We start from the raw sequence: 22,011 nt of genomic DNA, 5'->3' as shown, positions 1-22,011 counted from the left end.
GGCGTTGGTGGCACCAACATAAACCGCGAAATCGTTCATGCCCCAAACAATAAACGCCCCGCCCGGCTAGGGGCGGGGAGAATCCACAGGGTTGTGGATAACGTCGATAAGCGCTGGTTAGCGGGCGCGACGCGCGAGGTGCTCGGTGTTGACGATGACCACAGACTTGCCCTCGAGGCGAATCCACCCGCGCTGAGCGAAGGTGGCGAGCGCCTTGTTCACCGTCTCGCGGGAAGCGCCCACGAGCTGTGCGATCTCTTCCTGAGTGAGGTCGTGGTTGACGCGCAGACCGGTGCCTTCCTGGGTGCCGAAGCGATTTGCCAGCTGGAGCAGCGTTTTGGCAACACGGCCGGGAACGTCGGTGAAGATCAGGTCCGCGAGCGATGCGTTGGTGCGGCGCAGACGGCGAGCGAGTACGCGGAGGAGCTGCTGGGAGATCTCCGGGTGATCATTGATCCAGGTGCGGAGCATCTCGGAGTCCATTGTGGCTGCCTTGACTTCGGTGACGCAGACAGCGGAAGAGGTGCGCGGGCCCGGGTCGAAGATGGACAGCTCGCCGAACATGTCGGACGGGCCCATGACGGACAGGAGGTTCTCACGGCCGTCGGGTGCGTGGCGGGCAAGCTTCACTTTGCCTTCGACGATGATGTAGAGGGTGTCGCCGGGCTCGCCTTCGTCAAAGATGGTGGTGCCACGGGGAAACGACTCCGTCTGCATCTGGGAGATCAGGTTGATCACTGCATCGGGGTCCACGCCTTGGAAAATCCCGGCGCGGGACAGCGTTTCCTGCACGCTTTGCATCGAAGCTCCTTATTCATCATCAAGACGGTGTGGAATTGGTCACCGTAGCGTGTGCCCACGGTTTATGTCACAGCTGCCCACTTTATCATTTGTGACCTAGCCCGCGGACGGTTGTTTGGGGCAGAAATATATGAATTTGCTGCTGGTTCAGTGTTCTGGTTGGACAACTGCTATTTCGAGGCGTTCCATGGCCACGAGAAAAATGGCTAGGAAGACGGGCGCCAGCAGCGCGAGAAGAATACTCACCATATCTGCCAACTATAGTGAACGCCATGTCTGGTTCTGCTTCGAGGACGCCATTGCGGTTTCGCCGGCCTGGGTCTCATCCGGCTGCGAAGGGGACGGAAACGAAGCTCGGTCGTACTCGCCGGGCGCGTCGGATTAATCGGACGCTGGCGGATATGTTTCCGGATGCACATGCTGAACTGGATTTTTCGACGCCGCTCGAATTGTTGATGGCCACGATGTTAAGCGCGCAAACAACGGATGTGCGCGTCAATAGCGTGACGCCGGAGCTTTTTGCACGCTTTCCGACGGCTGCCGCTTATGCCTCTGCCGACCCCGCGGAATTAGAAGCGATCATCAAACCAGTTGGGTTTTATCGTGCGAAGGCGGGGCATCTGAAGGGGATCGGCGAGATGCTGGTCGCGGAATTCGGTGGCGAGGTTCCCGTCGCGATTGAGGATCTTGTGAAACTGCCTGGCGTCGGACGCAAAACGGCGCATGTGGTGCGGGGCAATGCGTTCGGTCTGCCGGGGTTGACGGTGGATACGCATTTCCAGCGGCTTGTTCATCGGTTGGGGCTCACGAAGGAAAAGGATCCGGTGGCGATTGAGCGGGCAATCGGGGAAATGATTGAGAAGTCGGAGTGGACAATGTTCTCTCATCGGATCATTTTCTGTGGCCGTCGGGTGTGCCATTCCCGTAAGGCTGCGTGTGGTGCGTGCCCGTTGGCGTTTGATTGCCCATCGTTTGGTAAGGAAGGCCCCATTGAGTGGGCTGAGGCGGAGAAGCTGGTTTCGGGCCCTGAGCGGGAGCATATTTTGCAGATGGTCTCGGAGGGAGAGGAGTGAAAAAGCAGGTCTGGATCAGCGCTGCGGTTATCGCAGTGGTGACGGTGCTCGTTGTGGTGGCGGCTGTGTCGTTGTTGCGGCCAGAGAGCGCACCAGATCCTGCAGAGGAAGTCTCGCCTGAAGCAGAACAGATCCCTGAACGCCCGGACTGCCCCGGTCCACGTGTTGGGGGAGTGGAGCTGCCGTGTCTTGGGGGAGAAACGGTGGCCGCAGAGGCAGAGATCACCGTGGTCAACGTGTGGGCGTGGTGGTGTGATCCGTGCCGGGAGGAACTGCCGGCGCTGGAGGAATTCGCGCGCAAGCACCCGGAATACACCGTGGTCGGGGTGCATGCGGACACGAATGCCACGAACGGGGCCGCACTGTTGAATGATCTGGGGGTGGATCTGCCGAGCTACCAGGACAGTGATAATTCCTTTGCCGGAACACTCGGGTTGCCAGGGGTTGTGCCGGTAACTGTGGTCTTCCGCGGGGAGGAGAAGGTGGGGGTTGTGGCGAGGGCTTTTTCGTCGTCAAGCGAAATTGCGAAAGCTGTGGAGGAGGTGCTGTAGGTGGCGCTGTGGCTGGATGATCTGGCGGGCGTGCTGTCGGCGCCGGGTAATGCGAAGCTGGTGAACAAAATGCAGGGGCATATGCGGTTGGCGTCGCGGAAACCGCGGCCGTCTGCTGTGCTGATGTGCTTCACCGGGCAGCGTGATGCGATGTTTCTGCCGAAGGACGCGCAGATTCTGCTCACGCACCGTGCGCCGACGCTGCGGAATCACTCTGGTCAAATGGCGTTTCCCGGTGGTCGGCTCGAGCCGGGCGATCATGGTGCGGTGGATGCTGCCTTACGCGAGGCGAATGAGGAAACTGGGCTTGATCCGCAAAGGGTGGAACCTTTGGCTGTGCTCGAATCGATCGCTGTCGGCCCATCCGGTCACCCAGTGAACCCGGTACTGGCCTATGCCGAAAACCCCGGTGAGGTGTGGTGCGCCAGCCCGGAAGAAAATGATGATGTTTTCTTCGTTGACCTGGCCCAACTGATCGACCCGGAGAACCGTTTCCGCGTTGCGCGACTGGGGTGGTCGGGGCCGGCATTCGACGTGAATGGGTACCTCGTGTGGGGATTCACGGCGTCGCTTTTGGCCGTGATGATCCGCGAAGCCGGCTGGGAAGAGCCGTGGGATCACAAAGAAAAGGTGGATCTGCGTAAGGCGTTACGCGCTTCGCGCAACGGCGAGGGACATGGGTTTTAGCGCGCTCGGCAAGTAGTGTGTCCTTCCGTGACTGCTGCTCTTATCGTCGATCTCGTGCTCGTGGTGCTCTTTGCCGCGGCAATGGTCAGCGGTTGGCGGCAGGGCGCTTTTTCCTCAGGTTTCGCAGCCGTCGGTGTCGCGGCGGGGCTCGTTGTTGGGCTTGTCGCAGCGAGTTTCTTGGTGGGCGTGTCTGACAGCACGAGTATGCGTCTGCTTCTTTTGCTGGCCACCGTGGTGCTGTTTGTTGGGGCGGGCAATATTGTTGGAGCGACGGTCGGCTCGGCTTTGCGCGACAGGTTGCGGTCGAAGATGACGAGGCGTTTCGATTCGCTCATTGGATCGTTGTTGCAGCTCGTCATGGCGCTTGTTGTGGTGTGGCTGATCGCTGTTCCAGTCGCGGCGAATGCGGGCGGCCAGCTGGGCGGGGCGATCCGCGGTTCGCGCATACTCACGGCGATGGACAGCGCGGCGCCGCAGTGGGTCAACAAAGCGCCCGAGCACGTTGCACGGCTTATCGACGTCACCGGCCTTCCCCCCATGGTCTCTCCCTTCCAACAGGGCGGAACTGAGGTGGATGCGCCTGACCACAGCATCATTGATCAAGGTGTTGTGGACGCTGCGCGCCCCAGCGTGGTGCATGTCCTGGGGGACGCGGAGAGCTGCCGGCGCCGGTTGTCTGGTTCGGGTTTCGTGTCCGCCCCGGACTATGTGATCACGAATGCGCACGTTGTGGCTGGCACCAACAGTGTGGAGCTAGACACCGTCTTGGGCCTGAAGCGTGCGACAGTGGTGCTGTATGACCCGGAGATTGATATCGCTGTGCTTCACGCACCTGATCTGGGGCTTGCTCCACTGCACACTGCATCTGGTTCAGCAGTGAGCGGACAAGGCGCTATGGCGATGGGCTTCCCCGGCAATGGTCCATTCACGGTCACGCCTGTACGTGTGCGGGAAAAATTGAATATTTCCGGGCCGGATATTTACGCCACTGGCCGTACTGAACGTCAGGCGTACACGTTGCGTGGCAATATTCAGCAGGGCAATTCTGGTGGTCCGCTGCTCGCGGAATCGGGTGAGGTGCTCGGCGTCATCTTCGGTACGGCTGTCGACGGCTCTGAGACCGGCTACGCACTCACGGTGAAGCAGGTCCAAGATGTAGTCGGGGACTATGTCGGGCTGACCGAGCCGGTGGATACGCGAACCTGCGTGGCTTAGAGCTGAACAAGAAAATCAGCCACCGCGTTGACGAAGCCTTCGGGATCTTCGATGTGCGGTGCATTCTTCGTCCCGGGGACAGACGCAACGGTGGGGGAAGAGCTGAGACGGCGGGCAGCGCGGGTGTCGATGCGTTCCCAGACGGTTTGAGGGGGGTGGAGGAGGTGAGTTGGGGCGTGGATAAGCGGGTTGGTGCGGCGTGGCGCGGTGAGCAGACGCGTGTTGCGGACGATGCCACGCAGAGCGTTGTCGATGCGCGCGGCCTGGATGCGTAGGCGCAATGCTTCTTTGAATTCTGGCGTGCCGGCGAATTTGGGGGCGGTATTGAGTGTGAGCTCGCGGTGCCATACGCGGGGGAGAAGCGGCGCACACAGGTGGTGGAACCAGATTGGCAAGCGCCCGACAGCCATGCGGATCAGCATGAACATCAATTCCCATGGGCGGGTGCGTAGGTGTGCGCGCAGATCGTTCGGGTGTGCGGCGGAAATGGAGGTGAGACTTGCGGTGCGGTGCGGGTATGCGGAAGCGAAGACCCAGCCGAGTGCACCGCCGGTGTCGTGGCCAATGATGTGGGCACGGTCGTGGCCGAGTGCGGTGATGATGCCGTCGATATCCCCAACGGAGATGAGCGTGTTGTCGCCGGCTCGTGCAGGTGGTTTATCGGACATGCCGTACCCACGCATGTCCACCGCAGCGACATGGAAGCCGCGTGCAGCCAGTGGTGCGATGACGTGCCGGTAGTCCACCCAGGCACCGAATGTGCCGTGAATCAGTACGACGAGCGGGTCAGCTGGGTCGCCCGCCGTCGCCGCGTGCAGGCGAATGCCGCGCGTGTGCAGGAAGACGTGCTCAAATGGCCCGTCGAGCGCGATCGTCTTAGGCGAGACTGGTTGGGTACTCATGAAGGGCATGTGCATGAAAAACGCCCGGGTTTTGTCCCGGGCGTTGCACTTAAGCGTTAATTACTTGGTGCCGTAGGAGGTGTAGAGCTCCGAGGTGTCCTTCTTCAGGTTCTCCTGAGCCTTGCCCGGAACCAGGTTCTTCAGCTCGTTGACCGATTCGATGGTCTTCTCCGGCTTGCCCATGGCCTTGAAGCGCTTCACACCGATCAGGGCGAGGATGCCTGCGGTGATGATCATGATCAAAAAGACGATGCCGAAGCCCCACGCATCATTGGTCCAGATAGCGATCAGCTTGGCCAGGAAGAAGAAAAAGAAGAAGGAAGAGAATGCTGCCACGACTCCGGCAACGCCGAGCAGGCCAGAGCCCACGGCAGCCTTCTTCGCTTCACCGACGACCTCGGTCTTGGCCAGTTCGATCTCGCTGCGGACCAGGCTGGAAACCTGCTCGGTGGCATTGGACACGAGGGTGCCCAGGGAGTCACTACCCGGCTGGGTCACGTCAGTGTCGCGGAGCGGGATGGAATCGACCTTTGCCTTGTAGCTGCTCGACCCGCTGGTGTACAGACCATTGTCGCTCATAATCTCAACCTTCCTCGGTGCGCGCCGCTCGCGCAGTTTCATCAGTAATAAATAACGGACTCAATAGTAACGTACAGCACATTATGAGGTGGTGCCGCCGCGTCCACGCTGGGCGAGCCAGATGCCGAAGCCGGTCAATGCGGTCACGGTGACCACGACTCCGGCGCCGATCCCGATCTCTTTCGCACCGGGCGGATCGAAGAGGGGTTCGGGGTTTTTGAAACTACGTGTTTCCCAACCGTGTTCAAGGGCGTGCTTCCGTAGTCCACGCTCGGGGTTGACGGCGACGGGGTGGCCGACGAGGGCGAGCATGGGGACGTCGGTAAGCGAATCTGAGTATGCGTAGCTTGCCGCGAGGTCGTAATTTCGCTTTTCGACGAGCTCCCGCATCGCCTTCGCTTTTTCCTCTCCCTTGAGGTAGCGGGTGATTTTGCCGGTGAGTTTGCCGTCTTCGATTTCAACTTCGGTGGCCACGATGCGGTTGATGCCGAGCTCTTTGGCGATGGGCTCGACGAGCAACGACGCGGAGGCGGACAGGATGACGATGTCGTGGCCCTGCTCGCGGTGCCAGTCAATGAGTTCGCGTGCTTCGCGGTAGATCGCGGGTGTGACGACCGTGTTCATCGTTTCAGCCACCACTCGGCGCACATCGGCGACGGGCCAGCCCGCGACCATGTCTGCGAGGCGGTCGCGGGTGGCGTCCATTTTGGAGCTGGACTGCCCGTTGAACATGTAGGAGGTTTTGGTGAGGAAGAGCTCGAGAGCTTCTCCGCGGGTGATCATGCCGTTGTCGAGGAATCCGCGGCCGAAAGCGAAGGCGGATGACGTGGCGATGATTGTTTTATCCAGGTCGAAAAACGCCGCCACACGGTGTGAATCCGGTCCGTGTACGGCGCGGTTTTCTGCGCCTGAAGCTGTCATGCGGACAGTCTACGCCCATGGTCAAGAGGGGTGAGCAGACTCTCATTGTGATGTGCGTGCGCGCCATTGTGTTTGGTTCGGGCCGTGTGCCATAATTATTCGCGCACGGCCCCGATATACAGTGCGGCCGGCCCCGGCCCTACCCCCCCCTTTGTGGCCGGGTTACGGCGGCCCGCGCACCCCCCCCGATAGTGCGGGCCGCCCCTTAATTTTCTGGTGGTTCCCTCCTGGCGGCATCTGTTTCGCTGTGTGGGCTGGGTGTTATCCACAATTTTTTGCGGACGTGTCACGCAAAACCGTGGTTATCCACAGGCTGGCGGTTGTGCCCTTGAGCAGGCAGAAGCGTTGGGTGAAGGTGAACCCATGCGCACAGACACAGCACCGATTCTCATCGCCGTAGATGATGCTCTTTTGCATCCGGAGGCCACCCACCTCGCTGCCGCAACGGGCCGCCCGATCATTGATTCGCAGGGCCCCGATGACCTTGTCCGACACTATTCACGCGCTTTCGCCGTGCTTATCGACGCTGCCCGCGCCCCCGACCTTGCCCCTCTGCCGCCCCGCGACGGGGTGTTTCGGATCAGCGGTGAGACAGACATGGATGCTGCTGGCGGGGACTTCGTTCTTCCGGCACAAGCGGCAGATCTGCTCAAAGCACTGGGCAAACTCGCCTTGGCTAGATCTCACGGCCAGCGCTCCACGGCAGGACCACCTGCTCCAACCGTGGGCACGGTGGTGGCTGTGGTCGGTGCAGCTGGGGGAGCAGGCACCTCGACATTGGCTGCGGCTGTGGCACGTGCTGCAGTGGTGGATACCCAGCCTGTCCTGGTGGATGCGCATCGGTACTCCGGTGGTGTGGATTTGCTGCTCGGCGTGGAAGAAGAGCTGGGTGCGCGGTGGGGCGAGATCGAACTCGGGGAAGGCTCCGTCGACCGCGCGCAGCTGTGGCAGGCGTTGCCACAAACAAAGGATGGGATCGCCGTGTTGACGCGGTCGCGGACCACCGTTCCGACAGGAAGCGATCTGAGAGCAGATGTGGACCGGGTGGCCACGGTGCTCGGCGCAGACGGTCTCACCGTGGTGGATTGCCCACCGGATGCTCTACCGAACAGATGTGATCACGCATTCGTTGTTGTGCCAGCAGAAGTCAGGGCGGTGGCAGCAGCAGCGCTGATCAGTGCTGAATGTCGGGCAGCGAATACGCCCGTGTCTCTGGTCTTGCGTCACCGCGGCTGGTCGGGGTTGAGCAAGCAGGAGGTGGAACGTGTCGCCGGTGCGGACGTAGTCGCGGAGATCAAACACAGTCCACGCTTGGTGCGCGCCGTTGAGGTGGATGGTCTGCCGAAGCGGCTGCCACGTCCTCTGGTCACCGCAGCAGAGGCGATCTTGGAGGTGGCCAATGGATAAAGCATCGATCATGGCGAAGGTGCAGCGCCGTCTCGCTGAGGATCCCGGGAAGAGTAGCCCGGCTGAGCTGGCGGCGCTGATCAGGGAAGAAGCGGTTGTCATAAGTGATCTCGATGTGTTGGGCATCATGCGCGCACTCCGCGATGAAACGGTCGGTGTGGGCCCGCTCGAGCAGTTGCTCGCCATCGACGGAGTCACCGATATCTGCGTCAATGGACCAGAAGACATCTTCTTTGATCGGGGCCAAGGCCTTGAGCGTGCAAGCTTCACGCTCGGTGGGGAGGCAGAAGTTCGCCGACTTGCCACACGACTGGCTAGCAGCTGCGGATGTCGCCTCGACGATGCGCGTCCCTTCGCTGACGGGCACATTTCGCGTGACGACGGCACCGTCCTCCGCTTCCACGCCATCCTCGCCCCCACCGCTAACTGTGGAACCTGCATGTCCCTGCGAGTGCTGCACAACAAAACAGCGACGTTGGACCAGCTTCACACCTCGGGAGGAGTGGATGGGGAGAGGGCGGGGGTGCTTAAGGGGATCGTCGATAAGCGAAAAGCTTTTCTCGTTGTTGGTGGAACCGGAACGGGAAAGACGACGTTGCTCGCGGCGATGCTGGCGGAAGTCGCTGAGCATGAGCGCATCGTGGCCATTGAAGACACCGTTGAGCTGACCCCAGCGCACCCGCACGTGGTGAATCTGACGTCGCGCGGCGCGAATGCCGAAGGTGCGGGCGAGATCACCATCGCTGACCTGCTGCGACAAGCACTACGCATGCGGCCCGACCGGATCGTGGTGGGGGAGATTCGCGGCGCTGAAGTCGTGGACCTGCTCGCCGCGTTGAATACCGGCCATGACGGCGGTGCGGGGACCGTGCACGCGAATTCGATTGAGGAGGTCCCCGCGCGTCTGGAAGCGCTCGCTGTACTCGGTGGGTTGAACCGTGAGGCTCTTCATGCACAACTCGCCGCAGCTGTTGATGTTGTCGTGGTCATGCGACGCGGCGCGGACGGCAAGCGACGCGTCCACCAGATCGGGCTGCTTGAAGGCAACCCGGTGGTCCCCCGCGTTGTCTGGGATGCTGATGCCGGCCCCGGCGATGGCTACGACGAATTGCTCTGTGAGCTGGGGGTCAGATCATGACCGTCCTGCTGCTCGCCGCCGCAATCGTGCTCGTTCCCGCGCAACCAGTGCGACGCATCGGTGTGGGCACGCCACCCCGCAACCCCGCCGTTTTCCTCCCGGTTGTTTCCGCTCTCGTGGTGCCTGTCGTCTTAGCTACGGACCGGCTCCTTGTCGTGCTCGCTGCGGGGGTCGCCTGTGCCACCGCTATGCACACTTTGGTGCGCTCCCAGCGAAAGAAAGCTGCGACCCTGCGACTGGAAGCCACAGCGACCTATCTTGGCCACCTCGTCGCCGCACTTCGCGCCGGGTCGACCGTGGCTGACGCCTCCGCTCGAGCTGTTAACCAGCTCCCCGACGCAACCCCCGCGGAGCTGACCCGCGAACTCGAACGCGCCGCCGCTCATTTACGTCGCGGGGGCAATGGGGCCTCCATCCTCGCCGAATCTCACTTGGACGAACTCCGCGACGTCGGTGCGCTATGGGGACTCTCCGCCCGCCTGGGGATTCCCATGGCTGACCTTCTGGAAAGCGCCCGCTCACGCATCGACAATGCCCTCCGCCACCGCCAAGCCACCAACGCTGCGCTCGCTGGTCCCCGCGCCACCGCAGTCGTGCTCTCCGTCCTCCCGCTAGCTGGCATTCTCATGGGCCAAGCAATGGGCGCTCGTCCCATCGCATTGCTCACCGGCGGCGGCTTTGGAAGTCTCCTGCTACTTGGCGGCACCGCGCTGGTCTGCGCCGGGTTTTATACCTCACAGTTCATCATCGGGAGGGCCGCCGCATGATCACCGTGCCCACAGCAATCCTGCTTGGTGCCGCGCTAGCCATGCCCGCAGCTCCACCTCGTAGTCGGCTTAGTGATTCTTCTGCACATAACCCCTCCGGTGCGGCTCTGAACAGCCCGAAGGCCCCGCGCGACGGCCCACCAGATCGGCACCGGATCGCCAGCGACATCGAGCTCTTCGCCGCTTGCTTCCGCGCCGGGCTACCCGTCTCTGCAGCCGCGGAGGCAGCGGCCAACAGCTACGGGCTTGAAGGGGGACTCGCCGACAAATGGCGACGAGTAGTGGCCTACCACCAGCTCGGCGTTGAACCCGAACGCGCATGGTCCGCCATGGACGGGGTACCTGGGTGCGAAGAACTCGCCTCGCTCGTCGCCCTGTCACACGCATCCGGATCAGCCGTCGCTGAAGGCTGCGAACGCATCGTGGCAACCCTCCGTGAGGAAGCCGCCGATGATGCAACCGCCGCTGCCGAACGCGCCGGGGTCTTAATCAGCATTCCGCTCGCCGCATTCTTCCTTCCGGCCTTCTTCGTCCTCGGGCTGGCACCCGTGGTCATCGGCCTGGGGTCACAAATGTTCGGCGGGCAGTAAGGAGGCACGAAAAAACAAGCGATTTTTCATCGACCTGACCACACGACACTTCTGAACTTCTCACACACAGCGAAATTCACAACAAAAACAAGGAGTTAAAACAATGACCGCAGCAATCACGACCACCCATTCCGTCAACTCTTTCCTGGCCCGCATTTACATCAAAATCGCTGCTCGCGCGGCTGTTCTGCGCCGGGATGACGGCATGTCGACAATCGAATACGCCATGGGCAGCCTCGCGGCAGCAGCACTCGCCGCGGTGCTCTACATGGTGATCAACGGTAACGGGGTGGTGGACGCCATCGAAGGCATCATCACCGACGCCCTGTCCAACACTCCGTCCTAGGTCGCAGCATGTCACAGCGCTTTTCGCTTCTCGACGAACGAGGCTCCGTCACCATCGAAGCCGCCCTTGCCCTAGCCGTTTTGGTCACAGTGGCAGCAGCGATCGTGGCTGGAATCGCGACACTGGGTGCCTATATCTCAGCGGTGGATATCGCCGGTGCGGCTGCCCGGTCACATGCCATCGGGGTGGATTATGAGCCACCACGAGATGGTGCGACCGTCACAGTGGCGGAGTCCGCTGGAGTGGTGCGGGTGACCGCGACAGTTCCAGCACCCGTCCGCCCGATGACCGCGACTGCCGCGTTCCCAGTGGAGGCGCCGTGACAGCGACTGCCTCGCGCGCCCGGGCCAAGCTTTGCGACGACCACGGCTACGCCACCATCCTCTCCGCCGGCATCGTCGCTGCGGTGGTGGCATTAGCCCTGGTGGTTGCTGCATTAGTCAGCCGGACCGCGGATTCGCATCGTGCACAGGTCGCCGCCGACCTCGCCGCTATTGCCGGCGCGACTGCTTTATACACCGCCCAAGGTGATGCAGATGCTTGCGCCGCAGCGCGCACAACCGCAGAGCTCAACGGCGCAGCTATCGCTGACTGTCAGATCATAGGTCCCGACGTCACCGTCACCGTGACACTTAGGCGAGCGGAGGCTGTGGCGAAGGCCGGCCCGATTTAAACATCTGGCTGCTCAACCTCCGCAGTCATGGTGACCAGAGCGCCGAGCAGTTTCAAAGCTCCGGCTTTATCCAGTGGCTGGTTGCCATTGCCGCACTTGGGTGACTGTACACACGAGGGACAGCCAGCAGCACAGCCACAGGACTTCACGGCTTCGTATGTAGCGGATATCCAATGGTGGAAGCGGGTGAAGCCTTCTTCGGCGAAGCCGGCGCCGCCGGGGTGGCCGTCGTAAACGAAGACGGTGGGCAGCATTGTGTCGGGGTGAAGTGCGGTGGAGACACCGCCGATGTCCCACCGGTCGCAAGTGGCAAGGAGGGGGAGCAGACCGATGGCGGCGTGCTCGGCAGCGTGCAAGGTGCCGGGGATATCACCGGCAGCCACCCCGATCTTGTCCAGAACAAGCGGATCAATGGTGTAGGCGACGGCCCGGGTGAACAGTTTTTGCTCGGGGAGGTCGAGGGGGATGTGTTCGGAGGTGGTGCCGTCGGCAAGCTTGACCGCGTAGCCGGTGACGCGGTCAGTGACTTCGACGTCGACGCTTGCCACCCACAGACCCGGCGAGGGATTGCGGCGTGCGTGGGCTTCACCGATGACGCGGATGTCGGTGGTTGAGCGAGCCATCGTGCTGTAATCGGGCACTTCGGGGTGGGCGAGCGCGATGTAATTGTCCAGGTCGAGTTCGTCGATGATGAAGTATTCGCCCTGGTGGATGTACACGGCGCCGTCGTGGACTTGGGAGGCGGCGCGGGCGGAATCGACGGTGCCGAGCAGACGGCCGTCGGTGGCGTCGACGATCATGACTTGTTCGCCAGCACCGCCACGCAGAGACACCGCGCCGTGGGCGGTCTCCGGGGAGATCTCGCCCTCGAGCTGCGGGACTGCGAACCAGCCACGCGGGCGTTTGCGCAGCAGCCCTTTGGCTTCAAGCTTTTCGACGACCCCTTGCGCCCCCAGTTCTTCCACCTCCGCCACGGTGAGTGGTTTCTCCACGGCGGCGCAATAGATGTGTCCCCGCAGGATATAAGGGTTCGACGGGTTGAACACACTGTTTTCCACCGGTTTGTCCAAAAGGGCTTCCGGGTGGTGGACCAGGTAGGTGTCCATGGGCTCATCACGAGCGATCATGACCACGAGAGAAGATTGCCCACGGCGACCAGCACGGCCTGCCTGTTGCCGGAATGAAGCAACGGTGCCGGGGAAGCCAGCCATGACAACCGCGTCGAGTCCACCGACGTCGATGCCCAGCTCAAGGGCATTGGTGGTGGCCATGCCGAGGAGATCGCCATCGTCCAAGGCACGCTCGAGCGCGCGGCGGTCCTCGGCGAGGTAGCCGGCGCGGTAGGAGGCGATACGTCGGGCGAAATCAGCGCGACCAGCAGCAACAAGGTCTTCAGCAGCGCGCATGGCCACGGTCTCGCTAGCGCGCCGGGACCGCACAAAGGTCAGGGTTCTGGCGCCGGAGGCAACGAGATTCGCCATCATCGTGCCCGCTTCAGTGGTGGCGGCGCGGCGGACGGGGGCACCGTTTTCTCCTTCGGCACCCTCGATGAACCCGGGTTCCCATAGGGCATAAGTGCGCTCGCCGGTGGGGGCGCCGTCTTCAGTGACGGGGGTGACGTCGCGGCCGCACAGTCTGGTGGCATGAGCCGCGGGATCAGCAGCTGTTGCAGAAGCAAAGATGAATGTCGGCTCCGCACCGTAGGCGCGCGCGAGGCGATCCAGACGGCGCAGTACGAGCGCCACATTCGCGCCGAAGACACCGCGGTAGGTGTGACATTCATCGACCACGACATATTTCAGGTGTCGCAAGAAGCGCGCCCATCGCACGTGCGAGGACAAAATGCCCGCGTGCAGCATGTCCGGATTGGTGAAGGCGAAGCGGGTGGTCTCCCGAATTGCCGAGCGCGCCTCGGTGGGAGTGTCACCGTCATAGGGAGCGGGGTTGATCCCTTTCGGGCCACTCAATTTGGGGTGGCCCTTGATCAGATCGCTCACCGCCAACAGCTGATCGGAGCCCAGAGCTTTCGTGGGGGTGATGTACAAAGCGCAAGCGGTTGGGTCATGGGCAAGCGTGCTCAGCACAGGCAGCTGGTAGCCCAATGACTTACCGGAGGACGTGCCTGTGGCCACAACGACGTTATGCCCAGCCCATGCGAGGTCAGCGCATTGGCGTTGGTGGATATAAAGGTCAGAAATGCCAGACTCCATCAGCGTGCTGCGCAGGTCGGTGTCCACCCAGGCGGGCCACTCAACCGTTTGGGATGGTTGAGCAGGCACAGTGCGCACATGGGTGAGGGTGGCGGAGGGGAGGGAGGATGAAAGGCCGTCGATAAGCTCGGCGGCGAAAGCTGACGGCTGTGTCAACGTGATCTCCTCACTTCAAAATCTATATCCGACGTAAAACCCTAATTCATGGCAAAATAATCAATGGTCGCAGATTTTGTGTGCGCCTTTCACGGGGTGCTCGCGAGTTTTGCAAGCACGACCGCGAACAACCGGTCACAGGCCGGAAAACACGAAAGGTACAAATCACAATGGCTACTGGAACAGTGAAGTGGTTCAACGCCGAAAAGGGCTTCGGCTTCATCGCCCCGGAAGATGGCTCGGCGGACGTCTTCGTCCACTATTCCGAGATCCAGGGCAGCGGTTTCCGCACCCTTGAAGAAAACCAGCAGGTTGAATTCGAGGTGGGCGAAGGCAGCAAGGGCCCGCAGGCACAGCAGGTGCGCGCGCTCTAAGAACTATTCACCCCGGCTACCTGGTCGAAGACCAGAATGAGCCGGGGTTTTCTCATGCCGGAATGCTTTTAGATGACCGAAGTTCCGCGGCGCACGTCGTTCCATTCGGAGAGATTCGTCTGCAGTTTCTGGATAGCCAGGCCGACCAGGGAACCGAGGGTCACGCCCACGATCATCGCTAGAAGTGGGTAATCGGACATGATCGAGCCACCGATATAGCCCACGCCCACACCGATGGTGACCCACAGCAGCACGCCGATGGTGTCGTAGATGAAGAACAAGAACCAGTTATAACGAACTGAGCCCAGCACGATCGTGGCTACCCACCGCGCCCACGGCAGGAAGCGGGCGACGATGATGGTCACCCCAGCGCGTTTGTTCTGGTTCGCGCGCACCCACTTGATGGTCTTACCCGCGCGGGATTCAGGGTCGAGGCGGTTGACCACCCCGATTAGGCGCCCGCCCAACATGAAGCACAAATTATCGCCAATGATCGCGCCGATTGTTGCGGCGCCGAAAATCCAGCGCACATCCGGCACACCCTGCGAACCAGAAAAGGCACCGGCGAGGTTAAGCACTGTTTCAGATGGCATCAACGGACACAACGCATCGAGCATGATCACGAGGCTGAGTAGGGGATAGAACAACGGCGTGGTCATGAGCTGTTCCAAGAACCCGATGAGCGAGTCCACAATTTCTGTCACAGCTTCCGTCCTTCCTGTCCGCCGCAGCAGTTTTTAGTGTGCTTTAGACGTGACCTCTTGCGGAAAGTGTAGTGGGACGGGAGGGGTTGGGGGAGGGGAGTGTTAACGTCGATAAGCGAAATGGCGCTACCCCTTGTTTACGCGCAGCCGTGAAAATAGTGGTAGTTGTCTTTTTAGAGAATCGTTGAGCCGAAGGTTTAAGGAGTCACCCGGCGTGGCTGAGCAGAACGGACAGGGCAAGACCCTGGTCATTGTGGAGTCGCAGACGAAGGCGAAGAAGATCCAGAAATATCTGGGCGATGCCTATTTCGTCGAGGCGTCTGTGGGCCACATCCGCGACCTTCCGGGCCGCGCAGCCGATATTCCGGCGAAGTACAAAAAGGAACCGTGGGCGAAGCTCGGCGTGAACCCGGAGGCGGAATTCCAGCCGATTTACGTGGTCAGCGCGGACAAAAAGAAGAAGGTCACGGACCTGCGCGCCAAGCTGAAGCAGTCCGACAAGCTGCTGCTCGCGACAGACCCGGACCGTGAGGGCGAAGCGATCGCATGGCACTTGCTTGAGGTGCTGAAGCCGAAGGTGCCGGTTGAACGCATGGTGTTCAACGAGATCACTGAATCCGCGATCCGAGAGGCTGCGGAAAATACGCGCGAGCTGGACATGGATCTTGTCGACGCGCAGGAAACACGCCGCATTCTCGACCGCCTGTACGGCTACGAAGTCTCGCCCGTGCTGTGGAAGAAGGTCATGCCGCGCCTGTCCGCTGGCCGCGTGCAGTCGGTGGCAACGCGCGTCATCGTCGAGCGTGAACGCGAGCGCATGGCGTTCATTCCCGCGGAATACTGGGACCTCACCGCATCCCTTGAGCGTTCCGGCGAGACTTTCGACGCAAAGCTCACGCTTATCGACGGCTCCCGCATCGCCCAAGGCAAAGACTTCGACGACCGCGGAAAACTCAAAAACGACGAGCTGGTCGTGGTCGACGAGCAGGATGCCCGCGCCCTTGCGGACGGTCTGACCGGCCAGGACATGACGGTCACCAAGGTGGTGTCCAAGCCGTACACCCGTCGGCCGTACCCGCCGTTCATGACCTCGACGCTGCAGCAGGCTGCAGGCGCGAAGCTGCACTTCACGTCCGCCCGCACAATGCGTATTGCGCAGCGCCTTTACGAGAACGGCCACATTACTTATATGCGTACGGACTCGACCTCGCTGTCCAAGCAGGGCCTCGACGCCGCACGATCCGCTGCCCGCGAACTCTACGGTGCTAATTACGTCACCGACGCCCCGCGCCGTTACGACCGTAAGGTGAAGAATTCGCAGGAGGCGCACGAGGCGATCCGCCCAGCGGGTGAGCGCTTTGCCACCCCCGGTGAGCTGGCCAGCTCCCTCGACGCAGAGGAATTCAAGCTTTACGAGCTCATCTGGCAGCGCACCGTTGCCTCCCAGATGGAAGATGCCCGCGGCACGTCCGTCACCGCCACGATCGCAGGTACCGCGACCACCGGTGAGAATGTCGAACTGTCCGCCTCCGGTCGCACCATCACCTTCCCAGGCTGGCTGCGCGCCTACTCGGACACGCAGGACAAGAACGAAAAGCACCTGCCGCAGCTCGCTGAGGGCGATGGCCTTGCTACCCGCGAGGTCACCGCTGACGGCCACTCCACCAACCCGCCGGCCCGCTACACCGAGGCCAGCTTGGTGAAGAAGATGGAAGAACTCGGCATTGGTCGTCCGTCGACGTACGCGTCGATCATCAAGACCATCCAGGACCGTGGCTATGTCGCACCCCGTGGCAATGCACTCGTGCCCACATGGGTCGCGTTCTCTGTCGTGGGCCTGCTTGAGCAGAATTTTGATGCGCTCGTCGATTATGAGTTCACCTCGTCCATGGAGGACGAGCTCGACGAAATCGCCCGCGGCAACGAGAACCGCACCCAGTGGCTCACTGGTTTCTACTTCGGTGACGCCGATGCCGATGAGTCCACCGCCGAGGCTATTGCGCGTCGCGGTGGCTTGAAGTCCATCATCGAGAGCAACCTCGAATCCATCGACGCACGTCGCGTGAACTCGCTCGAGCTCTTCCACGACGACGAGGATCGCCCGGTCTACGTCCGTGTTGGTCGCTACGGCCCGTACCTGGAACGCCAGGTGGGCACGACTGCCGAAGGCGAGCCGGAGTACCAGCGCGCCAACCTGCCTGAGTCCACCACCCCGGACGAAGTGACCAAGGAGATGGCGGAGAAGCTCTTTGCTACCCCGCCGACCGGCCGCGAACTCGGCGAGAACCCGAAGACCGGCCGTACCGTCGTGGCCAAGGAAGGCCGCTACGGCCCGTACGTCACCGAGCTCGTGCGCGACGATGAGCGCGCCACCGCCGAGTCTCGCGCGGAGGAGATCATCGCGCAGGAGCGCGCCGAAGAAGACGCCCAACGCGCCGCTGAAGGCAAGCGCGCCAAGAACTGGGAAACAAAGACTGCAGCCAACCAGAAGGCAAAGCGGGTCGAGCAGCTTATCGACGAACAACTCAAGCCCGCCACCGCCTCCCTCTTCAGCTCCATGGAGCCGTCCACGGTCACCCTGGACGAGGCACTGCAGCTTTTGTCCCTGCCCCGCGAGGTCGGCGAAGACCCTGCCGATGGTGAGATGATCACCGCCCAGAACGGCCGCTACGGCCCGTACCTGAAGAAGGGCTCTGACTCCCGTTCCCTGGCGAATGAGGAGCAGATCTTCTCCATCACCCTGGATGAGGCTCGTCGCATCTACGCCGAACCCAAGCGCCGCGGTCGCGCTGCTGCGAAGCCGCCGCTGAAGATGCTCGGCGACAACGATGTCTCCGGCAAGCCCATGACCGTGAAGGACGGCCGCTTCGGCCCATACGTCACCGACGGTGAGACCAATGCGTCTCTCCAGCGTGGCGACACCCCGGAGACTATGACTGACCAGCGCGCCAACGAGCTGCTCTCAGCTCGTCGTGCCCGCGAGGCCGAAGAGGGTGCTGGTGGCGCGAAGAAGACCACCAAGAAGCGGACGACCAAGAAATCTGCGAAGAAGACGGCGAAGAAAACTGCCAAAAAATCAGCCAAGAAGACCGCAAAGAAGCCGCCGCAGACCACCAAGCGCGTGGTTAAGGCCGGCTCCCGCCGCAGGTAGGCCCGCTCCCTGGGGTGGCCGGCGGGGTTGGCCGGCGGGGTCGTTCGCGCCACCCTTTTACAGGGCCACTAGATGCGTATGGAATTCGGATCCCAGGCGCAACATTCGTAACATTTCACCTGGGGTTTTGTAATGGGGCTGCAAACGCATCTAGTGGCGGACTGGCGGGCGCAGGCCGGGGATTCAGTACTTGTCCGCCATCGTCGCGCGGACGGGGCGGGCCAGCTGCGTCATCTTGTTGCGGCCACGCAGCTCGATGGACTTCATCACGGTCCAGCGGGCCTGCTCGACTTCGTTGGCGCCCTTGAGTGTTGAGGAGTTAGTGAGCACCCGGCCCGGGGAGTCCTTCGCCAGCTCGGTGAGGCGCGCAGCAGTATTCACCGCGTCGCCAATCACGGTGTATTCAAAGCGGTCCTGGCCACCGATGTGGCCAGCAACAACGTGGCCGGAAGCAACACCAATGCCGGCTTCCAGCTCAAGTCCGTCGAGCTCCTGACGCAGCTCACGTGCTGCCTGAAGGGCGTGCGACGTGGAATCGTTGACCGCCAGCGGGGCACCGAACACTGCCAGTGCAGCATCGCCTTCGAATTTGTTGATCACGCCACGGTTGCGGTGGACCACGTCCACGACGATCTCGAAGAACTCATTCAGAGCATCCACGACCTCTTCCGGCGTGTGGTTGACCGCGAAGTTGGTCGAGCCGATCACATCGACGAACACAACCGCGACCTTGCGGTCCTCACCGCCGAGCTCCGGTTTCTCCTCGAGCGCCTTCTGTGCGACTTCACTGCCTACGTATTGGCCGAAGATATCGCGCACTCGTTGGCGCTCATTTAACCCACGCATCATCTCGTTGAAGCCGGCCTGGAGTACACCAAGCTCGGAGGCATCGTAAATATCCACCTGGGTGTCGGTTTCGCCGCGACGCACCCGGTTGATCGCCTCTTGGAGCTCCTTGATCGGGTCAACCACGCTCATCGTGGCAAATGCCGTGCCGGCCATGCCGGTCACGATCGCGGTGACAGCCAGAGCCGAAATGGACGGCATCAGCTCGCCCGGCGTGTGCCCGAAGAAACCGTTGTTCTGGGCAAGCAGTAGGAAGAGAATACCGATCAAAGGCACGCCCGATGTCATGAACCAGGTCATGTACAAACGCTGCTTGATGGGTGGTTCGAGCGTGGTGTCAGCGAAGCGTCGAGACAGCGTGTTCGCCGCGATCGGACGCACGAGCCTTTCTGCCTGCACATAGGTGAGCACGGCGGTGACCAACCCAGCCATAAGCGTCGATACAGCGACCACGAGCGCAAGACTGCCCGTGGTACGCGACGCAGCAGCGGTGGCGATGATGATGCCGATGAACCAGATCAAGGCCACGACCAAGGTTTGCAGCACCGGGATGCGCAGCACGAGGTTGCGCACCACATACGGATCGAAATCATCGGGTCGCCGTTGGTACAGAAGGACCGGCCGGAAGAGCCAATACGACACGAGACCGCCGACGATGACGGCTACCACCAAATAGATAATGCCAACGGGTGCGAAGCCAGCAGCGACCTTGGCGAGCTGGCGTGCCTCCGGCATCGGGATCAGGTAGCGCACGAACGCCATGATCGCGATCGCGGCGGCGACGTTTGTGAAGAGCAGGACAGACGCGTACAGCGGCCAGGGGGTGCCCATGAGCCAACGGAAACCGCGCCAAAAACTATTCACGTTGCACTACTTTACGTGGCCTGCTGTCGCTTTAGTCCCACTACCGTCAACGATCCTTGGTTCGGTGCTGCCAGTAGGCTAGTGCGCGTGACTGTCCCGACTGCTTCCACCCAGCCAGCGCCACCACGCAGTGTGTCTGAGCGCTTGGCGGATATCCCGACGGTGCGCGACACAATCATGTCTGCCGCCGCTGCCGCACGCGGTGTGGACGGGGCGGATGCGCATGCAATGACGCATTCATGGCTTTTCACCGGCCCGCCGGGGGCAGGGCGTTCGACGTCGGCGCTCGCTTTCGCCGCGGCACTAATGTGCACCGACCCGAATGAGATTGGGTGCGGTCGTTGCCAGGCGTGCCGCGATGCGTTGGCGGGTTCGCACACAGATGTCGTGCACATCGTGCCGCAGGAGCTGGGCATCAAGGTAGAAACGGTCCGCGGGATCATTCAGCAGGCAGCGCGGTTGCCGTCGGTAGGCAAGTGGCGGGTCGTGGTCATCGACGACGCAGATCGCTTTTCGACGGCCGCTGCCGACGCCTTCTTGAAAACCGTCGAAGAACCACCCGAGTCCACCGTGATCATCATGTGTGCCCCGTCCACAGATCCGGAGGATTTCTCAACCACGCTGAGGTCGCGGTGTAGGCATGTGTACGTGCCGGCGCCGTCGACAAGCGAAATTGTCCGGCTGCTGGTGAGTGAGGAAGGCGCCTCTGAGGGGGACGCACGGCTGGCAGCTGCGACGTCGCTGCACCATGTTGGGCGTGCGCGACGCCTGGTACGCAGTGAGGCCGCACAGCACCGCCGCGCGAGCGCGATCAACCTGGCTGAGCTTGTTTTTCACGGTGATCAGGCATTTCAAGCTGTCGCCGCGCTGGTGAAGTCTGCCGACGCCGAAGCTAAAGATGCTTATGCCGAAGCCGATGAAGAAGAACGTGAGAAGCTTGAAAACGCCCTCGGCATGGGCGCGAAAGGCAAAGGTGCCGCGCGTGCGTTGAAGGGCGCGTCCGGGTCGCTGAAGGAACTCGAAGCTAAACAAAAAGCCCGTGGCACGCGACGGCTTCGTGATGTCCTCGACCTCACCCTCGTCGACCTCGCCGGCATCTACCGCGATGCCATGGTCCTCGGCGCCGGCGGTGGCCTTGAGCTCATCCACCCTGATTACGAAGGCCTGTCTCGTGAGATCGCTGGCCGCGTCGACCTTGCCGGACTCACCGAATGCCTCGACGCCATCGCCCAATGCCGCGAACGCCTCGGCCAATCCGTCCTGCCCGTCATCGCCTTCAACGGTATGCTCGGCCGCATCCGAAAAGCCTGCCGCGCAAGCTAACCTCCACCTGCAGTTTTTGCAGTGGCGCACTCGTGGATTAAGCTATCCCCTCGGAAGAAGTCACGCATACCTGCGTGACGGTCCCGCCGCCTTAGCTCAGTCGGCAGAGCGTCTCACTCGTAATGAGAAGGTCGCGAGTTCGATTCTCGCAGGCGGCTCCACCAAAACCCCAGCTAGAACAGTGTTTTAGCTGGGGTTTGTTCGTTTTTTGCTGTGATTGCCGCTACTTCTTTTGGTTCCGGCGGTAGTACACCTGGCGACGTACGTGTGCGACGGTGTCGCCTTCCTCATCGACGATGTCTACTTCGAACCAGTGGAGGTACTTGTCGCCGTTGGCTGTCTTTTCTTTGATCAGCTCGTAGGTCTCATCCGGGATGCGCATGTCGGCGGTGATCTTGCCGCGGCCGGGCTTGATGAACTTGATTTCGCCGGCGGTGTCCCAGATCTTGTACTCCTTGCCCAGGCGGTGCATGGAGGCGAGCATGAAGAACGGGTCAGTCATGGCGGACATGGTGCCGCCGAAGGCCACGCCCATGGCGTTCTTGGTCAGGATGTTCGGCTTGTGGGTGACCACGACGCGGGTGCCGTCGTCGGTGAATTCCTTGATCTTCACGCCGGCGCCGAGAAGTGGGGGCCAGAATTGCATGAAGTTCTTCAGCTGTCGCGCGGAAAAATGGGCCACGGTTGAGTGCTCCTATGCGTATCGGGGAAGTGTGGTCTAGTTCACGAGCGT

The 22,011-nt window shown here is 61.8% G+C and carries 22 protein-coding genes and 1 tRNA gene; 15 read left to right on the top strand and 8 right to left on the bottom strand.

What is annotated here, in order from left to right; translation table 11 throughout:
- Positions 1 to 117 precede the first annotated feature (117 nt).
- A complete protein-coding gene (gene glxR, locus Q0X21_RS03695) occupies positions 118 to 801 on the bottom strand; it encodes a CRP-like cAMP-activated global transcriptional regulator GlxR (protein WP_297850398.1) in 684 nt (227 codons plus the stop codon).
- 272 nt (positions 802 to 1,073) lie between these two features.
- Between glxR and nth the strand changes: the two genes are divergently transcribed.
- The 4 genes from nth to Q0X21_RS03675 are packed head-to-tail and all read left to right on the top strand — an operon-like array spanning position 1,074 to position 4,327.
- On the top strand, positions 1,074 to 1,874 hold the full coding sequence (gene nth, locus Q0X21_RS03690) for an endonuclease III (RefSeq protein WP_297850397.1): 801 nt from the start codon (positions 1,074 to 1,076) through the stop codon (positions 1,872 to 1,874).
- Complete coding sequence (locus Q0X21_RS03685; protein WP_297850396.1) at positions 1,871 to 2,425, top strand: TlpA disulfide reductase family protein; 555 nt, start codon at positions 1,871 to 1,873, stop codon at positions 2,423 to 2,425. The genes nth and Q0X21_RS03685 overlap by 4 nt, the downstream gene beginning before the upstream one ends.
- Positions 2,426 to 3,112, top strand: a complete 687-nt coding sequence (locus Q0X21_RS03680; protein ID WP_297850395.1) for a CoA pyrophosphatase — start codon at positions 2,426 to 2,428, stop codon at positions 3,110 to 3,112.
- A 27-nt stretch (positions 3,113 to 3,139) separates the two neighbouring features.
- Complete coding sequence (locus Q0X21_RS03675) at positions 3,140 to 4,327, top strand: MarP family serine protease (RefSeq protein WP_297850394.1); 1,188 nt, start codon at positions 3,140 to 3,142, stop codon at positions 4,325 to 4,327.
- On the opposite strand, the gene Q0X21_RS03670 is transcribed toward Q0X21_RS03675, so the two are convergent.
- From Q0X21_RS03670 to Q0X21_RS03660, 3 genes are all read right to left on the bottom strand, one after another.
- Positions 4,324 to 5,229, bottom strand: a complete 906-nt coding sequence (locus Q0X21_RS03670; RefSeq protein WP_297850393.1) for an alpha/beta fold hydrolase — start codon at positions 5,227 to 5,229, stop codon at positions 4,324 to 4,326. The two genes, Q0X21_RS03675 and Q0X21_RS03670, sit on opposite strands and share 4 nt — an antisense overlap.
- 60 nt (positions 5,230 to 5,289) lie before the next feature.
- Positions 5,290 to 5,811, bottom strand: a complete 522-nt coding sequence (locus Q0X21_RS03665) for a phage holin family protein (RefSeq protein ID WP_297850404.1) — start codon at positions 5,809 to 5,811, stop codon at positions 5,290 to 5,292.
- Between the two features lie 78 nt (positions 5,812 to 5,889).
- Positions 5,890 to 6,729, bottom strand: coding sequence for an HAD family phosphatase (locus Q0X21_RS03660; RefSeq protein WP_297850392.1), 840 nt, complete (start codon positions 6,727 to 6,729; stop codon positions 5,890 to 5,892).
- Positions 6,730 to 7,092: 363 nt separating this feature from the next.
- Here Q0X21_RS03660 and ssd point away from each other — a divergent pair, with 363 nt between their 5' ends.
- From ssd to Q0X21_RS03625, 7 genes are all read left to right on the top strand, one after another.
- On the top strand, positions 7,093 to 8,136 hold the full coding sequence (gene ssd, locus Q0X21_RS03655; protein ID WP_297850390.1) for a septum site-determining protein Ssd: 1,044 nt from the start codon (positions 7,093 to 7,095) through the stop codon (positions 8,134 to 8,136).
- On the top strand, positions 8,129 to 9,274 hold the full coding sequence (locus Q0X21_RS03650; RefSeq protein WP_297850389.1) for a TadA family conjugal transfer-associated ATPase: 1,146 nt from the start codon (positions 8,129 to 8,131) through the stop codon (positions 9,272 to 9,274). The genes ssd and Q0X21_RS03650 overlap by 8 nt, the downstream gene beginning before the upstream one ends.
- On the top strand, positions 9,271 to 10,041 hold the full coding sequence (locus Q0X21_RS03645) for a type II secretion system F family protein (protein WP_297850388.1): 771 nt from the start codon (positions 9,271 to 9,273) through the stop codon (positions 10,039 to 10,041). Before Q0X21_RS03650 ends, Q0X21_RS03645 begins: the two co-directional genes overlap by 4 nt.
- Complete coding sequence (locus Q0X21_RS03640) at positions 10,038 to 10,631, top strand: type II secretion system F family protein (RefSeq protein ID WP_297850387.1); 594 nt, start codon at positions 10,038 to 10,040, stop codon at positions 10,629 to 10,631. The genes Q0X21_RS03645 and Q0X21_RS03640 overlap by 4 nt, the downstream gene beginning before the upstream one ends.
- A gap of 103 nt (positions 10,632 to 10,734) precedes the next feature.
- A complete protein-coding gene (locus tag Q0X21_RS03635) occupies positions 10,735 to 10,977 on the top strand; it encodes a DUF4244 domain-containing protein (protein WP_297850386.1) in 243 nt (80 codons plus the stop codon).
- 8 nt (positions 10,978 to 10,985) lie between these two features.
- Entirely contained in the window at positions 10,986 to 11,300 is a 315-nt protein-coding gene (locus tag Q0X21_RS03630; protein ID WP_297850385.1) for a hypothetical protein, read from the top strand.
- On the top strand, positions 11,297 to 11,650 hold the full coding sequence (locus Q0X21_RS03625; RefSeq protein ID WP_297850384.1) for an Rv3654c family TadE-like protein: 354 nt from the start codon (positions 11,297 to 11,299) through the stop codon (positions 11,648 to 11,650). The genes Q0X21_RS03630 and Q0X21_RS03625 overlap by 4 nt, the downstream gene beginning before the upstream one ends.
- Here Q0X21_RS03625 and Q0X21_RS03620 read toward each other — a convergent pair.
- On the bottom strand, positions 11,647 to 14,016 hold the full coding sequence (locus Q0X21_RS03620) for a DEAD/DEAH box helicase (RefSeq protein WP_297850383.1): 2,370 nt from the start codon (positions 14,014 to 14,016) through the stop codon (positions 11,647 to 11,649). The two genes, Q0X21_RS03625 and Q0X21_RS03620, sit on opposite strands and share 4 nt — an antisense overlap.
- A 170-nt stretch (positions 14,017 to 14,186) precedes the next feature.
- Between Q0X21_RS03620 and Q0X21_RS03615 the strand changes: the two genes are divergently transcribed.
- Positions 14,187 to 14,390: a cold-shock protein gene (locus tag Q0X21_RS03615; protein ID WP_297850382.1), complete on the top strand. Its 204-nt coding sequence runs from the start codon at positions 14,187 to 14,189 to the stop codon at positions 14,388 to 14,390.
- Between the two features lie 68 nt (positions 14,391 to 14,458).
- Here the strand turns inward: Q0X21_RS03615 and Q0X21_RS03610 are convergent, their stop codons facing one another.
- Positions 14,459 to 15,094 carry a DedA family protein gene (locus tag Q0X21_RS03610; protein ID WP_367172687.1) on the bottom strand — a complete coding sequence of 212 codons (636 nt, stop codon included), beginning with the start codon at positions 15,092 to 15,094 and terminating at the stop codon, positions 14,459 to 14,461.
- Positions 15,095 to 15,308: 214 nt separating this feature from the next.
- On the opposite strand from Q0X21_RS03610, the gene topA reads away from it, so the two are divergent.
- Entirely contained in the window at positions 15,309 to 18,245 is a 2,937-nt protein-coding gene (topA, locus tag Q0X21_RS03605; RefSeq protein WP_297850381.1) for a type I DNA topoisomerase, read from the top strand.
- A 183-nt stretch (positions 18,246 to 18,428) separates the two neighbouring features.
- Here topA and Q0X21_RS03600 read toward each other — a convergent pair whose 3' ends face one another.
- Positions 18,429 to 19,955, bottom strand: coding sequence for an adenylate/guanylate cyclase domain-containing protein (locus tag Q0X21_RS03600; protein WP_297850379.1), 1,527 nt, complete (start codon positions 19,953 to 19,955; stop codon positions 18,429 to 18,431).
- A gap of 87 nt (positions 19,956 to 20,042) precedes the next feature.
- Between Q0X21_RS03600 and Q0X21_RS03595 the strand changes: the two genes are divergently transcribed.
- Together Q0X21_RS03595 and Q0X21_RS03590 are read left to right on the top strand one after the other, a co-directional pair.
- Positions 20,043 to 21,278, top strand: coding sequence for a DNA polymerase III subunit delta' (locus tag Q0X21_RS03595; protein ID WP_297850377.1), 1,236 nt, complete (start codon positions 20,043 to 20,045; stop codon positions 21,276 to 21,278).
- Positions 21,279 to 21,363: 85 nt separating this feature from the next.
- Positions 21,364 to 21,439, top strand: a tRNA-Thr gene (locus tag Q0X21_RS03590).
- 62 nt (positions 21,440 to 21,501) lie between these two features.
- Here Q0X21_RS03590 and Q0X21_RS03585 read toward each other — a convergent pair.
- Positions 21,502 to 21,960, bottom strand: a complete 459-nt coding sequence (locus tag Q0X21_RS03585; RefSeq protein ID WP_297850375.1) for a DUF4442 domain-containing protein — start codon at positions 21,958 to 21,960, stop codon at positions 21,502 to 21,504.
- Between the last annotated feature and the right edge of the window lie 51 nt (positions 21,961 to 22,011).

The sequence above is a fragment of the uncultured Corynebacterium sp. genome (assembly GCF_947253065.1).
Lineage (GTDB): Bacteria > Actinomycetota > Actinomycetes > Mycobacteriales > Mycobacteriaceae > Corynebacterium.
Note: the sequence above shows the minus strand (reverse complement) of the source record. Positions and strands in the feature narration are given on the sequence as shown.

Excerpts from the sequence above, each read along its gene's own strand:
- nth (WP_297850397.1), top strand. The coding sequence starts at position 1,074 with ATGTCTGGTTCTGCTTCGAGGACGCCATTGCGGTTTCGCCGGCCTGGG.
- Q0X21_RS03645 (WP_297850388.1), top strand. The coding sequence starts at position 9,271 with ATGACCGTCCTGCTGCTCGCCGCCGCAATCGTGCTCGTTCCCGCGCAA.
- Q0X21_RS03670 (WP_297850393.1), bottom strand. The coding sequence starts at position 5,229 with ATGAGTACCCAACCAGTCTCGCCTAAGACGATCGCGCTCGACGGGCCA.
- glxR (WP_297850398.1), bottom strand. The coding sequence starts at position 801 with ATGCAAAGCGTGCAGGAAACGCTGTCCCGCGCCGGGATTTTCCAAGGC.
- Q0X21_RS03640 (WP_297850387.1), top strand. The coding sequence starts at position 10,038 with ATGATCACCGTGCCCACAGCAATCCTGCTTGGTGCCGCGCTAGCCATG.
- Q0X21_RS03630 (WP_297850385.1), top strand. The coding sequence starts at position 10,986 with ATGTCACAGCGCTTTTCGCTTCTCGACGAACGAGGCTCCGTCACCATC.
- ssd (WP_297850390.1), top strand. The coding sequence starts at position 7,093 with ATGCGCACAGACACAGCACCGATTCTCATCGCCGTAGATGATGCTCTT.
- Q0X21_RS03615 (WP_297850382.1), top strand. The coding sequence starts at position 14,187 with ATGGCTACTGGAACAGTGAAGTGGTTCAACGCCGAAAAGGGCTTCGGC.
- Q0X21_RS03635 (WP_297850386.1), top strand. The coding sequence starts at position 10,735 with ATGACCGCAGCAATCACGACCACCCATTCCGTCAACTCTTTCCTGGCC.
- Q0X21_RS03660 (WP_297850392.1), bottom strand. The coding sequence starts at position 6,729 with ATGACAGCTTCAGGCGCAGAAAACCGCGCCGTACACGGACCGGATTCA.
- Q0X21_RS03650 (WP_297850389.1), top strand. The coding sequence starts at position 8,129 with ATGGATAAAGCATCGATCATGGCGAAGGTGCAGCGCCGTCTCGCTGAG.